Source organism: Acinetobacter nectaris CIP 110549 (assembly GCF_000488215.1).
GTDB lineage: Bacteria > Pseudomonadota > Gammaproteobacteria > Pseudomonadales > Moraxellaceae > Acinetobacter > Acinetobacter nectaris.
Map to the genome: position 1 here is coordinate 177,540 of NZ_KI530734.1, position 15,613 is coordinate 193,152.

At 41.1% G+C, this 15,613-nt stretch carries 10 protein-coding genes and 5 tRNA genes; all 15 read right to left on the reverse strand.

Annotation, left to right across the window (positions count from 1 at the left end; translation table 11 throughout):
- Positions 1-30: 30 nt before the first annotated feature.
- The 15 genes from rpoC to trpE all read right to left on the reverse strand — a co-directional run bounded on the left by rpoC (position 31) and on the right by trpE (position 15,612).
- On the reverse strand, positions 31-4,224 hold the full coding sequence (gene rpoC, locus P256_RS09795) for a DNA-directed RNA polymerase subunit beta' (protein ID WP_040332117.1): 4,194 nt from the start codon (positions 4,222-4,224) through the stop codon (positions 31-33).
- A 90-nt stretch (positions 4,225-4,314) separates the two neighbouring features.
- Positions 4,315-8,400 (reverse strand): DNA-directed RNA polymerase subunit beta, encoded by a 4,086-nt coding sequence (gene rpoB, locus P256_RS09800; protein WP_023273527.1) that lies wholly within the window; start codon positions 8,398-8,400, stop codon positions 4,315-4,317.
- Between the two features lie 309 nt (positions 8,401-8,709).
- A complete protein-coding gene (rplL, locus tag P256_RS09805; RefSeq protein ID WP_023273528.1) occupies positions 8,710-9,078 on the reverse strand; it encodes a 50S ribosomal protein L7/L12 in 369 nt (122 codons plus the stop codon).
- A gap of 42 nt (positions 9,079-9,120) precedes the next feature.
- Positions 9,121-9,627, reverse strand: a complete 507-nt coding sequence (rplJ, locus tag P256_RS09810) for a 50S ribosomal protein L10 (RefSeq protein WP_023273529.1) — start codon at positions 9,625-9,627, stop codon at positions 9,121-9,123.
- Between the two features lie 244 nt (positions 9,628-9,871).
- Entirely contained in the window at positions 9,872-10,564 is a 693-nt protein-coding gene (rplA, locus tag P256_RS09815; protein ID WP_023273530.1) for a 50S ribosomal protein L1, read from the reverse strand.
- A 4-nt stretch (positions 10,565-10,568) separates the two neighbouring features.
- On the reverse strand, positions 10,569-10,997 hold the full coding sequence (gene rplK / locus P256_RS09820) for a 50S ribosomal protein L11 (protein WP_023273531.1): 429 nt from the start codon (positions 10,995-10,997) through the stop codon (positions 10,569-10,571).
- A gap of 87 nt (positions 10,998-11,084) precedes the next feature.
- The gene (nusG, locus tag P256_RS09825; protein ID WP_023273532.1) at positions 11,085-11,618 is read right to left on the reverse strand and encodes a transcription termination/antitermination protein NusG; all 534 of its coding nucleotides are present in this window, start codon (positions 11,616-11,618) and stop codon (positions 11,085-11,087) included.
- Between the two features lie 6 nt (positions 11,619-11,624).
- Positions 11,625-12,065: a preprotein translocase subunit SecE gene (secE, locus tag P256_RS09830; protein WP_023273533.1), complete on the reverse strand. Its 441-nt coding sequence runs from the start codon at positions 12,063-12,065 to the stop codon at positions 11,625-11,627.
- Between the two features lie 75 nt (positions 12,066-12,140).
- Positions 12,141-12,216 (reverse strand) — tRNA-Trp (locus P256_RS09835).
- A 46-nt stretch (positions 12,217-12,262) separates the two neighbouring features.
- The gene (gene tuf / locus P256_RS09840; protein ID WP_023273534.1) at positions 12,263-13,453 is read right to left on the reverse strand and encodes an elongation factor Tu; all 1,191 of its coding nucleotides are present in this window, start codon (positions 13,451-13,453) and stop codon (positions 12,263-12,265) included.
- 149 nt (positions 13,454-13,602) lie between these two features.
- Positions 13,603-13,677: transfer RNA gene (locus tag P256_RS09845), tRNA-Thr, on the reverse strand.
- A gap of 16 nt (positions 13,678-13,693) precedes the next feature.
- Positions 13,694-13,769: transfer RNA gene (locus P256_RS09850), tRNA-Gly, on the reverse strand.
- Positions 13,770-13,803: 34 nt separating this feature from the next.
- A tRNA-Tyr gene (locus tag P256_RS09855) sits at positions 13,804-13,887 on the reverse strand.
- A 57-nt stretch (positions 13,888-13,944) separates the two neighbouring features.
- Positions 13,945-14,020, reverse strand: a tRNA-Thr gene (locus P256_RS09860).
- Between the two features lie 98 nt (positions 14,021-14,118).
- Complete coding sequence (gene trpE / locus P256_RS09865; protein ID WP_023273535.1) at positions 14,119-15,612, reverse strand: anthranilate synthase component I; 1,494 nt, start codon at positions 15,610-15,612, stop codon at positions 14,119-14,121.
- Between the last annotated feature and the right edge of the window lies 1 nt (position 15,613).

Here is a 15,613-nt window from a genome sequence, read left to right on the forward strand (position 1 = left end):
GCCTTTTCAATATTACTTTAACAGCAAATTTTAGAACTGTTCTTCATTCAATGCTTGGCTAAATGCTTGATCAACATCGCTAAAGTCATTTTGAAGTTCATACTCAGCAGCTTCAGACTCTTGACGACGACGCTCTAAGTGGTATGCCAAGCCCGTACCTGCTGGAATTAGACGACCAACAACCACGTTCTCTTTAAGACCACGTAAATCATCTTCTTTACCTGTTACAGCAGCTTCTGTTAAGACACGTGTTGTCTCTTGGAACGATGCAGCAGAGATAAATGAATCTGTAGACAATGATGCTTTTGTAATACCCATCAATTGACGGTCAAACTTCGCAGGGAACTTGTTTTGTGCCAATACTGCTAGGTTTTCTTGCATTACACGGATGTAATCTACTTGCTCACCTTTGATGAAGCTTGTATCACCACCATCAACAATATCTACTTTACGAAGCATTTGACGAACAACAACTTCGATGTGCTTATCGTTGATTTTTACACCTTGTAAACGGTAAACATCTTGTACTTCATTAACGATATAGTTTGTTAATGCAACTTCGCCTTTTAGACGTAAGATGTCATGTGGGTTCTGTGGACCATCAGAGATCACTTCACCACGGTTTACATGTTCGCCTTCAAACACGTTGATTTGACGCCATTTTGGAATCAGCTCTTCGTAGATTTCAGCACCATCATCAGGCGTAATTACAAGACGATATTTACCTTTAGTCTCTTTACCAAAGCTTACAACACCTGAAATTTCAGCAAGGATTGCATGTTCTTTTGGCTTACGTGCTTCGAACAAGTCGGCAACACGCGGCAGACCACCGGTAATATCACGTGTACGAGATGATTCTTGTGGTACACGACCGATAACGTCACCGACACCAATTGTTTCGCCATCACGAACAGTCACAATTGTGTTTTGTGGTAGGAAGTAGAACTGCTCACCACCATCAGCTGTATCAAGTACGATCGCTGGACGTAAATCTTTACCAGAAGCAGGACGTGCTGTTACAGGTAAGATTTCAACAGTTGTCATACCTGTTGTGTCATCAGTTTTCGATGTTGCAGTCGAACCATCAACAATTTGTGAGAAGCGTGCTTTACCAGCAACTTCTGTTACAAGTGGATGTGTATGCGGATCCCATGTTGCAACGATACCGCCAGCTTCTACAGCTTGACCATCTTTAAGTAAGATGCTTGCACCGTAAGGTAGTTTATAACGCTCGCGCTCACGACCTAACTCATCTGCAATACCTACTTCACCAGAACGTGACACAGAAACTTGGTGTCCTTTCGAGTGTTGTACAGTTTTCACATTATGGAAGCGTACAGTACCTTTATTACGTACTTGAACACTGTTTGCAGCAGATGTTCTGCTTGCTGCACCACCAACGTGGAACGTACGCATTGTTAACTGTGTACCTGGCTCACCAATAGATTGAGCAGCCATTACACCCACAGACTCACCTGGATTTACCAAGTGACCGCGAGCAAGGTCACGACCGTAACAGTTCGCACACACACCGAATGTAGATTCACAGCTTACAACTGAACGAACTTTAACTTCATCGACACCTGCCTCTTCAAGGTAAGCAGCGATTTTTTCGTCAATGAGTGTACCTTTCGGTAAAACGATCTCATCATCAGAAGCACGACGTACATCCTCAGCAGTTACACGACCAAGTACACGATCACGTAATGCTTCAATTACATCACCACCTTGAATTAATGGTGTCATGACTAAGCCACCAGCAGTACCACAATCTGGTTCTGTGATTACTAAATCTTGTGCAACGTCTACTAGACGACGTGTTAGGTAACCCGAGTTCGCTGTCTTCAATGCTGTATCGGCCAAACCTTTACGCGCACCGTGTGTTGAAATAAAGTACTGAAGTACTGTTAGACCTTCGCGGAAGTTTGCTTTAATCGGTGTTTCAATAATCGAGCCATCTGGTTTTGCCATCAGACCACGCATACCTGCAAGCTGACGAATCTGTGCAGCACTACCACGCGCTCCAGAGTCCGACATCATATAGATACTGTTGAATGATTTTTGTTTCTCATCTTCACCTTTCTTGTTTTTAACAAGAGTAGAAGACAAGTTATCCATCATCGCTTTAGCAACTTGGTCGTTTGTGCGCGCCCAAATATCGACAACTTTGTTATAACGTTCACCAGCAGTTACGAAACCTTGCTCGAATTGATCTTCAATTTCACGAACTTCAGCTTCTGCTTTATCAATGATCACTTGTTTTGTTGGTGGAATCACCATATCTTCCATACCAACAGACACACCTGAGCGTGTTGCTTGACGGAAACCAAGGTACATCAATTGGTCAGCAAAAATAACCGAGTCTTTTAGACCAAGTTTACGGTAACAAGTGTTAATCAACTTAGAAATGTTTTTCTTCGTCATTTCAAGGTTGATCATGTCAAAGCTTAAACCTTCAGGAACAACTTCCCAAAGTAAGCAACGACCTGGTGTTGTATCAACGATAATGGTTTGCTTTTCACGGTTACCATTTTCATCAATAATCGTTTGGTGTACACGTACTTTCACACGCGCATGCATGTTTACTTGACGTGTTGCAAGCGCACGGTTTACTTCGTGAGTATCTGCAAACACCATACCTTCACCTTGTGCATTTACCGCATCACGCGTGATGTAGTAAAGACCCAATACAACGTCCTGAGAAGGTACGATGATTGGTTCACCATTTGCAGGTGACAAGATGTTATTTGTAGACATCATTAACGCACGCGCTTCAAGCTGTGCTTCAAGTGTCAATGGTACGTGAACCGCCATTTGGTCACCATCGAAGTCGGCGTTAAATGCCGCACATACGAGTGGGTGTAGACGAATCGCTTTACCTTCGATAAGTACAGGTTCGAATGCTTGTAGACCAAGACGGTGAAGTGTTGGTGCACGGTTCAACATCACTGGATGTTGACGAATTACGTTTGCAAGTACATCCCATACTTCAGGTGTTTCACGCTCAACCATTTTCTTCGCAGCTTTAATGGTTGTTGCTTGACCTGATGCTTGTAGCTTCGCAAAAATAAATGGTTTGAATAATTCAAGTGCCATTTTTTTCGGTAAACCACATTGATGAAGACGTAGCGTTGGACCCACTGTGATTACAGAACGACCAGAATAGTCTACACGCTTACCTAACAAGTTCTGACGGAAACGACCTTGCTTACCTTTGATCATGTCTGCCAAAGATTTTAATGGACGTTTATTAGAACCCGTAATTGCACGACCACGACGACCGTTATCAAGCAATGCATCTACAGACTCTTGTAACATACGTTTTTCGTTACGTACGATAATGTCTGGTGCAGCTAAGTCTAAAAGACGTTTTAAACGGTTGTTACGGTTAATCACACGACGATATAAATCGTTTAAGTCAGATGTCGCAAAACGACCACCTTCAAGTGGTACTAATGGACGTAGATCTGGTGGAAGTACTGGAAGTACATTTAACACCATCCATTCTGGCTTATTGTTTGATTGATAGAATGCTTCCATCAATTTCAAACGCTTAGATGCTTTTTTCAGTTTTGTTTCTGAAGTTGTTTGAGGGATTTCTTCACGTAAACGAGAAATCTCTGCTTCAAGATCGATATCTTTTAATAGATCTTGAACAGCTTCAGCACCCATTTTTGCTGAAAATTCATCGCCATGCTCTTCTAAAGCTGTGAAGTATTCTTCATCATTTAAAAGTTGATACTTTTCAAGCTCTGTTAGACCTGGATCTGTTACAACATAAGATTCGAAATACAATACGCGTTCAATATCACGTAGTGTCATATCTAATAACAAACCAATACGGCTTGGTAATGATTTTAAGAACCAAATATGTGCAGTTGGTGTTGCAAGGTCAATGTGACCCATACGTTCACGACGAACTTTTGCAGTTGTTACTTCAACGCCACATTTTTCACAAATGACGCCTTTGTACTTCATACGCTTGTATTTACCACACAAGCATTCGTAATCTTTTACTGGACCAAAGATTTTGGCACAGAATAAACCATCACGTTCTGGTTTAAACGTACGATAGTTAATGGTTTCAGGCTTTTTCACTTCGCCATGAGACCATGATTTAATCATTTCTGGTGATGCAAGACCAATACGGATGCGATCAAACTCAACTGGAGTATGACCGTCAGAGTCCGTTTTTTTACGCATGATATCGAGCAAGTCTTTCAATTCTTCTCTCCGTGTGCCGAGGGAATTCATGTATTCACTCGGCAGGGTCACAAATATTGTTTGTTACTGAAATTTGATGAGCTTTACAGCTTAGTCACCATTTTTCAGTTCAATGTTGATACCTAAAGAACGGATCTCTTTGGTCAGTACGTTGAATGACTCAGGCATTCCCGGATCCATATAATGGTTTCCATCTACAATATTTTTATAGATACGTGTACGACCTTCAACATCATCTGACTTCACAGTAAGCATTTCTTGTAGCGTATACGCTGCACCATATGCTTCTAATGCCCAGACTTCCATCTCACCAAAACGCTGACCACCAAACTGTGCTTTACCACCTAATGGCTGTTGCGTTACTAACGAGTAAGAACCCGTAGAACGTGCATGCATCTTGTCATCAACCAAGTGGTTCAACTTAAGCATGTACATGTAACCCACAGTTACTGGACGGTCAAACTGCTCACCTGTACGTCCATCAAACAATGTTTGTTGACCTGTACGTGGTAGCTCAGCTAGCTCTAACAACTCTTTGATTTGCTCTTCTTCAGCACCATCAAATACTGGCGTTGCTAAAGGAACACCTTTTTTCAGGTTACCAGCAAGAATTAAGACTTCATCATCAGTTAATGTTTCAAGCTCTTCTTGCTCTCCACCAACTTTGTTATAGATTTTGTCTAAGAATTCACGTAGCTCTGCAATTGTACGTTGCTGTTTGAGCATTTTATCAATTTGCTCACCCAAGCCTTTTGCAGCTAAACCTAAATGTGTCTCAAGAATCTGACCCACATTCATACGTGAAGGTACACCAAGCGGGTTAAGCACCACATCTACAGGTACACCATTGGCATCATGCGGCATGTCTTCAACAGGCAAGATGTTTGATACAACACCTTTGTTACCATGACGACCCGCCATCTTATCACCAGGTTGAATACGACGTTTCACCGCAAGGTAAACTTTAACAACTTTCAATACACCTGTTGTTAACTCATCACCTGTTGAAAGCTTACGTTTCTTCTCAGCGAATTTCTCATCAATTTCAGCACTCTTCTCTTTCAAGTAAGTCTGAATTTGTGTAAGACGTTCAGCGATACCTTCATCAGATGGTTGGATTTCAAGTAAATCTACCATTTCTAATTGAGATAATTTATCTTCAGTCAGCTGATCACCACGTTTCGTTGTACCACCACCGTTAGACATTTGGTCATTCAGTAGACGTACGATACGTTCACGTGCCGCTTCTTCAAAGATTTTGTATTCTTCTTTCAAATCTTTACGGTAAGAGTCTAACTGTGCTTTTTCAATTGCAAGCGCACGTTCATCTTTTTCAAGACCATCACGTGTGAACACTTGAACATCGATCACAGTACCTTTCGTACCCGATGGAACACGTAACGAAGAATCTTTTACATCTGCCGCTTTTTCACCAAAGATTGCACGAAGTAATTTTTCTTCAGGTGTTAATTGTGTTTCACCTTTAGGTGTCACTTTACCTACAAGAATATCACCCGCTGTTACTTCAGCACCGATGTAAACAATACCTGATTCATCTAACTTAGATAATGCAGCTTCACCAACGTTTGGAATATCGCCAGTAATTTCTTCTGCACCAAGTTTCGTATCACGTGCAACACATGATAGTTCTTGAATATGGATTGATGTTAAACGATCTTCTTGAAGAACACGTTCTGATAATAGAATCGAATCCTCATAGTTGTAACCATTCCATGTCATGAACGCAACACGCATGTTTTGACCAAGTGCTAATTCACCACCATCTGTAGATGGGCCATCAGCAAGTACATCACCACGACCAACTTTATCGCCAAGGCTAACAAGTACTTTTTGGTTAATACATGTATTTTGGTTTGAACGTGTGTATTTAATCAGGTTATAGATATCTACACCTGCTTCACCCGCAACCATTTCACTTTCATTGACACGAATAACAACACGAGAAGCATCAACAAATTCAATGACACCACCACGCTGTGCGATTACACATACACCTGAGTCACGTGCAACATTTGCTTCCATACCTGTACCAACAAGTGGCTTATCAGCAAGAAGTGTCGGCACTGCCTGACGTTGCATGTTTGAACCCATCAATGCACGGTTCGCATCATCGTGTTCAAGGAACGGAATTAATGATGCTGCTACAGATACAACCTGTTGTGCAGATACATCCATATGCGTTACACGCTCAGGAGGCATACGCAGTGTTTCACCTTGGTGACGCACAGTTACCATTTCTTCTAGTAAGTGACCCGCTGGATCAACCACTGCATCGGCTTGTGCAATAACAGTACCTACTTCTTCAATTGCAGAAAGGTATTCTGTATCTTCAGTCACACGACCATCAACAACTTTACGGTAAGGTGTTTCTAAGAAACCAAAATGGTTTGCTTTAGAATAAACTGAAAGCGAGTTGATCAAACCAATGTTTGGACCCTCAGGCGTTTCAATCGGACATACACGACCATAGTGAGTATGATGTACGTCACGTACCTCAAAGCCTGCACGCTCACGTGTTAAACCACCTGGTCCAAGCGCAGATACACGACGTTTATGTGTAATCTCAGACAATGGGTTGTTTTGATCCATGAACTGAGATAATTGGCTAGAACCAAAAAATTCTTTAATTGCAGCAGCAACAGGCTTCGCATTAATTAAATCTTGTGGTGATAGATTATCTGTTTCAGCTTGGCTTAAACGCTCTTTAACAGCACGTTCAACACGAACTAAACCTACACGGAATTGGTTTTCTGTCATTTCACCAACAGAACGTACACGACGGTTACCTAAGTGGTCAATATCGTCGACTTCACCTTTACCATTACGAATATCTACCAATGTACGCATTACATCAGTAATATCTTCGTTAGATAAAATTCCTTCGATTTCGCGTGTTTTTTGGTCTGTACCAACTTCGTATGGACGTCCTAAACGACGATTAAACTTCATACGACCAACAGCAGACAAATCATAACGCTCTGTAGAGAAGAACAAGTTATTAAATAAGTTTTCTGCTGCTTCTTTTGTTGGTGGCTCACCTGGACGCATTACTTTGTAGATTTCTACAAGTGCTTCGTCACGATCACGTGTAATATCAGCACGTAATGAATCTGCAATATAAGAGCCGCGGTCAATATCGTTAGTAAACAAGATATTGAATTCTTTCACGCCACCTTCTGCAAGCTTAACCATCACTTCATGACTAAGTACAGTATTTGCAGGAATCACTTCACCATCACGTAATGTGATATTTTGTGCAGTAATATGTTCGTACAAGTATTCATCTGGAACAGAAAGTTTAGTTAAACCAGCAGATTCCATTTGACGTACATGACGTGCATTAATACGTTTGCCTTGCTCAACAATGACTTTTCCACTGTTGTCAATAATATCAAACTGAGCCATTTCACCGCGCAGGCGTTCTGGAACCAATTCAATTTGATAACTACCCATATCTAGGTAAACAGGAACTTTTTCATAGAATAAGTCTAGAATTTGTTCATCTGTGTAGTTTAAAGCACGTAAGATAACAGTCGCTAAAAGTTTACGACGACGGTCAATACGTACATATACTAAATCTTTTGCATCAAATTCAAAATCTAACCATGAACCACGGTAAGGAATAATACGCGCAGAATAAAGTGTTTTGTTAGAGTGTGTTTTACCTTTATCGCTGTCGAAGAACACACCTGGAGAACGATGTAACTGAGACACGATTACACGCTCAGTTCCATTAATTACAAATGTACCGTTCTCAGTCATTAATGGGATTTCACCCATGTAGACTTCTTGTTCACGAACATCTTTAATTGCTTTGGTATCGCGATCTTTAATGATCAAGCGAATTTTAACGCGCATTGGTGCCGCATAAGTTGAGCCACGAAGAATACACTCGCGCACATCAAACTCAGGCTTACCAAGGCTATACTCAACAAATTCTAAAGCAGCATTGCCTGAATAACTTTCAATTGGAAAAACTGAACGAAACGCAGCTTGGAGGCCTATATCTTCTCGGGTTTTTGCTAATTTACCATCTTGTAGAAACGTTCTGTACGAGTCGACTTGAATCGAAAGCAAGTACGGAACATCCATCACTTGGGGCAATTTACCAAAATTCTTACGGATCCGTTTTTTTTCGGTATATGAGTATGCCATCTGGAGTCCTCGGAAAGTACAAAACTAAACCCGCCTGCAGTTCGGGTTTAGAAGGAATTACGCAGGCCGATATGGCCACCACTGCTTACAAATGCTGCAAATGAGAGTGGTAATAAAACGCTTAACAATATTTTTAGAGCGAAAAATATTGGTAAGCGTTTGAATTGGATCGTTTTTTACTAAAATTTAGACTTTTATCACAGTTCAATAAAAAACCGAGCCGATTATTGTAACGCAAAAAGGCTGATGACCCAAGAGCCATCAGCCATATCTGGAGCCAATTTTTTTATAATTGACTCCCGACGTAAATTACTTAAGTGTAACTGTAGCACCAGCTTCTTCAAGAGTTTTCTTAAGTGCTTCGCCGTCTTCTTTACTCACGCCTTCTTTAAGAACTTGTGGAGCACCTTCAACTAGGTCTTTTGCTTCTTTAAGACCAAGACCAGTTACTGCACGTACTGCTTTAATTACAGCAACTTTGTTTGCGCCAAAGCTTGTTAATTCAAGATTGAATTCAGTTTGCTCTTCAGCAGCAGCAGCAGCATCGCCACCAGCAGCAACTGCAACAGCAGCAGCAGATACGTTGAATTTCTCTTCGAAAGCAGAGATTAAGTCAACAAGTTCAAGAACAGTTTTTTCAGCAACTGCGTTTAAAATTTCTTCGTTAGTTAAAGCCATGAGAATAACTCCAAATGGAAATTAAATGGTGTAGGTAATGGATTATGCAGCTTCTTGTTCGTCTTTCTCTTTGAGCGCTGTAAGTAAGCGACCCAATTTCGAAATTGGAGCTTGAAGAACGTTTGCAAGCATAGTAAGTGCTTTTTCTTGGTTTGGAAGATTCGCGATAACGCTAACTTCTTCGCCTTGATAAACTTTACCGTCAAATGCGGCAGCTTTAAGTTCAAACGCTTTATTTGCTTTAGCAAACTCTTCGAACAGGCGTGCAGCTGCACCCATGTCGTCTTCAGAAGTTGAAAAACCGAGAATTGTTGGGCCAACAAGATTGTCATTTAAGATATCAAATTGAGTACCTTGAAGTGCACGTTTTGCTAATGTATTACGAACAACACGTGTTGTAACACCTAACTTACGAGCTTCAACACGTAACTGTGTTAGTTTCTCAACGCTTAAACCTTGGTAGTCAGCAACAACAGCAGAAAACGCGATGCTTGCAGTTTCATTAACTTGAGCAACGATTTCTTTTTTGTTCTCTAGTAGTAGAGCCACTGTAAAATCTCCTAAGGTGATTTATGTATTCAAAGAATACACTCCCAATTCGTAAGCCTATAAGGCTTACACGCGGAGGAGGAATAATCACACCACCGCGTCTACGCAGGCTGAGTTATTAAGAGAATTTCTTCTCGCCTGAGGTCTTTGACGCTAATAGGCTTTAACCTATCAATTCAAAGTCCACTCCAAAGATAAAGATTTCAATCTTTATCTTTGGAGATTTAAGAATTTTGTCTAACAATTAGTTAGAGATGCTGTTTACATCAACAGTAACACCAGGACCCATTGTTGAGCTCAAAGTGATTTTTTTGATGTAAATACCTTTAGAAGTTGCAGGTTTTGCTTTTTTCAAGTCAGCAACCAATGCTTCTAAGTTTTGACGTACAGCTTCAATAGTAAAGCCAACTTGGCCAATACCAGCATGAATAATACCAGCTTTGTCTACACGGTAGCGTGCTTGACCAGATTTAGCATTTTTAACTGCACTAGCAACGTCAGGAGTTACTGTACCTACTTTAGGGTTTGGCATTAAACCACGTGGCCCTAAAATTGTACCTAACTTACCAACAACGCGCATTGCATCAGGAGCAGCGATTACAACATCAAAGTCAAGATTACCTTTTTGAATGCTTTCAGCAAGGTCATCAAAACCAACGATGTCAGCGCCTTCAGCTTTAGCAGCTTCAGCAGCAGCGCCTTGAGCAAATACAGCTACACGTACAGTTTTACCTGTACCTGCAGGTAAAGTTGTCGCACCACGTACAACTTGATCTGATTTACGTGGGTCAACACCTAGATTCACAGAAACATCTAATGATTCTTTAAATTTAGCTGCAGGGAAGCCATTAATTACTTCTACCGCTTCTTCCAAAGAGTAAACTTTGTTTGAATCAATAGCAGAAATCGCTTTTTGACGTTTAGTTAACTTTGCCATCTTATTACAGCTCCACTTCCAAGCCCATAGAACGTGCAGAACCAGCGATGGTACGAACACGTGCATCTAAGTCAGCACCAGTTAAATCAGGCTCTTTAGTCGTAGCAATTTCTTCTAATTGCGCACGAGTTAATTTACCAACCTTAGTTTTGTGTGGCTCAGAAGAACCTTTTTGAACACCAGCAGCTTTCTTCAAAAGAATAGAAGCAGGTGGAGTTTTCATGATAAATGTAAATGATTTATCATTATAAACTGTAATCACAACAGGGATTGGTAGGCCTTGTTCAACTTTTTGTGTAGCAGCATTGAATTCTTTACAGAATGCCATGATGTTAACACCACGTTGACCCAGTGCAGGACCAATAGGAGGAGATGGATTTGCTTTACCAGCTGGGACTTGCAGCTTGATATAGCCGTCAATCTTTTTAGCCATTTCAAATACCTCTGGGTAATAACGCCGTAAGGCTCCCCAATTTATTACATATAAAATTGCCTAAATTATAGGCATTCAATCAGTTGATTAGATTGTCTTCTCAACCTGACGGAATTCAAGCTCAACTTGTGTTGGGCGATTAAATACATTAATCGTTAACGTCAAGCGAGATTTATCATAGATAACCTCTTCCACAACACCTTTAAAGTCTGTGAATGGGCCATCGATAACCAATAATTCTTCACCTGGTTCAAACATTGTCTTAGGACGAGGTGCTTCACCAGTATTACGCACACGAGCAAGAATCGCATCTGCTTCTTTTTGAGTAATTGGCGCAGGTTTTTCTGGCGTACCGCCAATAAAACCTAGAACTTTTGGACACTCTTTAACAATATGCCAAGAGTCATCATCCATTTCCATTTCGACCAATACATAGCCTGGAAAGAATTTACGTTCTGATTTACGCTTCTTACCATCCTTCATTTCAACGACTTCTTCAGTCGGAACAAGGACTTCACCAAAGCTATCGGCAACAGCACTACGCTGGATTCGCTCTTTAAGTGAACGCATCACTTGTTTTTCATAACCTGAATAGGCATGAATAATGTACCAACGTTTCATAGCTCTCTACCCGATCATTAACTTTACTAACCAACCCAGCGCATAATCAAAGCACCATAGCACGATAGCAGCAACAATAATTACAAGTACTACTTGCCAAGATGTTGTTACTGTTTCCTGTTTGGTTGGCCAAGTTACTCGACGCAGCTCTAATCGCGAGTCTTTTAGCAAGCGAATAAAACCTTTGCCTTGGTGGGTGGCGTATAATAAACCTAAAGCTACAATGATACAAGCTAAAATCGCCCCAATTTGCACCCAAATATTACTCGCTGGTGCCCAATATGCAGGAAGATATTGATTTACAAGAGAAGCTCCAATTAACAAAATAATTGCTAATACCCATAAAATAATATCTATAGGTGAGCCAGAGCGCACAACTTCTGCTGCTGTATTTTTCTGAGGGATTGGCGCGTCGCTCAATGCGTCACGCGATTTATCATTCGACATGTTTTTACTCGTCGTAGAATTCGCGAATCATTATAAGGACAAAATAGCCAGCATCAAGCTTTAACTTTGAAATAGTGGCAGGCCAGGAGGGACTCGAACCCCCAACATTCGGTTTTGGAGACCGACGCTCTACCAATTGAACTACTAGCCTATAAAGTAAACCGAGAACCTTAGCTCTCGGTTTAATATTTATTATATTACTGATTTACTTTAGAAACAACACCAGCACCTACGGTACGACCACCTTCACGGATCGCAAAGCGTAAGCCAGCGTCCATTGCGATTGGGTGGATCAATTCTACTGCCATTTCAACGTTGTCACCTGGCATAACCATTTCAACGCCTTCTTTCAACTGGATTGCACCAGTTACGTCAGTTGTACGGAAATAGAACTGTGGACGGTAACCATTTAAGAATGGAGTATGACGACCACCTTCTTCTTTCGCTAGTACATATACTTCTGCGTCGAATTTAGTATGTGGCTTGATTGCACCTGGCTTAGTCAATACTTGACCACGTTGTACGTCTTCACGCTTAGTACCACGTAGAAGAATACCACAGTTCTCACCTGCACGACCTTCGTCAAGCAGTTTACGGAACATTTCAACGCCAGTTACAGTTGTTTTAACCGTGTCTTTAATACCAACGATTTCAACTTCTTCACCAACTTTAACAATACCTGATTCTACACGGCCTGTTACTACAGTACCACGACCAGAAATTGAGAATACATCTTCGATTGGCATTAGGAATGCTTTATCGATAGCACGCTCTGGCTCAGGAATGTAAGAATCTAAAGCTTCTACAAGAGAAATTACTGCAGATTCACCATACTGACCAGCATCACCGTTAAGTGCAGCTAAAGCTGAACCACGGATTACAGGAGTATCATCACCAGGGAAGTCATAAGCGCTAAGAAGTTCACGAACTTCCATTTCTACCAATTCAAGTAATTCTTCATCATCAACAAGGTCACACTTGTTTAAGAATACAATAATGAAAGGTACACCTACCTGACGAGAAAGAAGGATGTGTTCACGAGTTTGTGGCATAGGACCATCAGTCGCAGCACATACAAGGATCGCACCGTCCATTTGAGCAGCACCAGTGATCATGTTTTTAACATAATCGGCGTGTCCTGGGCAATCTACGTGAGCGTAGTGACGAGTTGGAGAGTCATATTCTACGTGAGATGTATTAATTGTAATACCACGAGCTTTTTCTTCAGGCGCAGAGTCGATCGCTGCGTAATCTTTAGCTTCACCGCCATAAGTTTTCGCACAGATAGTTGCGATAGCAGCTGTTAAAGTTGTTTTACCATGGTCAACGTGACCAATTGTTCCCACGTTTACATGTGGCTTATTACGTTCAAACTTGGCTTTAGCCATGATAATCTTCCTCGTTTACATCGAACAAGTACCGAGAATTTCAGTACAATCGACATATCGCCTAAAAAACAGACACCCAATACTTTAAAAGCAGACTAATAAGCCTGCTTTCTTTAGAAGTGTAGATAAATCTACTAAACTGTATAATCTGGAGCTCTTATCGAGATTTGAACTCGAGACCTCTCCCTTACCAAGGGAGTGCTCTACCACTGAGCTATAAGAGCGATATAATTACTTCGATGGAGCGGGAGACGAGGGTCGAACTCGCGACATGCAGCTTGGAAGGCTGCCGCTCTACCAACTGAGCTACTCCCGCATGTTGGTATATTTACCACTTCATTCGAAGTTAATGGTGGTGGGAGAAGGATTCGAACCTTCGAAACTTTCGTAGCGGAGTTACAGTCCGCCCCCTTTGACCGCTCGGGAATCCCACCTTAATCACACTTACTTGGTAGTGCAGTCCTTTACTTCTGTATTTAACAACTTTAAAATGGTGCCGACACTCGGATTCGAACTGAGGACCTACTGATTACAAGTCAGTTGCTCTACCAACTGAGCTATGTCGGCGTTTTAAGTTGTTTCGCACATTTCGTATCGGAACGGTGTGCAGTTTAGCAAAACTTCAAAATGATGCAAGCACTTTTTTAAAAAAAGTGCGAAAAAACTTATAAAATCAATCCAGTTGATGATAATTCAACCGCTTTGATCACTGCACGAGCTTTTATTTGTGTTTCATTCCATTCTGAATCAGGATTTGAGTCTGCTACTAACCCTGCTCCAGCTTGAACATACACCTTATTCTCTCGAATAACACATGTTCTTATTGCAATAGACATATCCATTTCACCATGCCAGCCTAAATAGCCAACAGCTCCACCAAAAATCCCACGCTTCACAGGTTCAACTTCATCAATAATTTGCATTGCCCTCACTTTAGGTGCACCTGAAAGTGTTCCTGCCGGAAAAGTAGCTTTGAATACATCAAGTGCATCCACATCATCTTGCACTTCACCTTGAACATTGGAAACAATGTGCATCACATGTGAGTAACGCTCAACAACCATTTTATCTGTTACAGTTACCTTACCAACCTTGGACACACGCCCAATGTCATTACGCCCTAGATCAATAAGCATGAGGTGTTCTGCAATTTCTTTTTCATCAGCCAGTAGTTCTTGTTCTAATGCCAAGTCTTCTGCTGCTGTTTTTCCTCTTGGTCTTGTCCCTGCTAGTGGTCGTACTGTTGCAACCCCATTTTCAAGTCGAGATAAGATTTCAGGGGACGAACCAACAATATGAAATGGTTTTTGACCCTTTAAAGTATAGCCCTGTACAAGAAATAGATAAGGGGATGGATTTAAGTGACGTAACGCGCGATAAACTTGTAATGGCTCTCCATCAAAATCTGAAACCATTCGATGTCCAGGGACGACCTGCATTACATCTCCAGCACGAATATATTCTTTTACTTTTTCTACAGAAGCTTTATACGCCTCTTCACCTGTTAAAGAGTGAAACTTAGGAAATGTATGCGGCTTTGCCTGTAAACGAATAGGTGTATCTAATAATTGCTCTAACTGATCTAGTTTATCCTGTGCATGCTCATAAGTTTCACCTGCATTAACATCGGCATGAACGATTAAAAACAGCGTATCTTTCAAGTTATCAAATACAATGACCGTTTTTGAAAGCATCATCCAAATATCAGGCAACTCAACTGGATCATCTTGGGGAGCACCACCCTTTAGATGTGGCTCTATGTATCGCACGGCATCATAGCCAAAGTAGCCAACTAGACCACCTGTAAAGTTTGGTAACTCAGGTAAAATTTCTTGTGAGGGAACCTTAAACTGACTTTGAAACTCACGAATAAAGGCATAAGGGTCTACATTATTTTCCGTCGTAATATTTCCATGTTGGTCTTGTATATCCAACACCCCTTCATTGCATGAAAAGATTGTAGATTCACCCAAACCAATAATTGAATATCTCGCCCACTTTTCACCGCCCTCAACAGACTCAAATAAATATGAAGGTGTTTTCTTATCTAACCGTGCAAAAACTGATAGTGGCGTATCTGCATCTGCAAATCGCTGCCTATATACAGGAATAGTGTTAAAGCCTTGCTGTGTTAATTGCTCAAAAATATCTTTATTCATT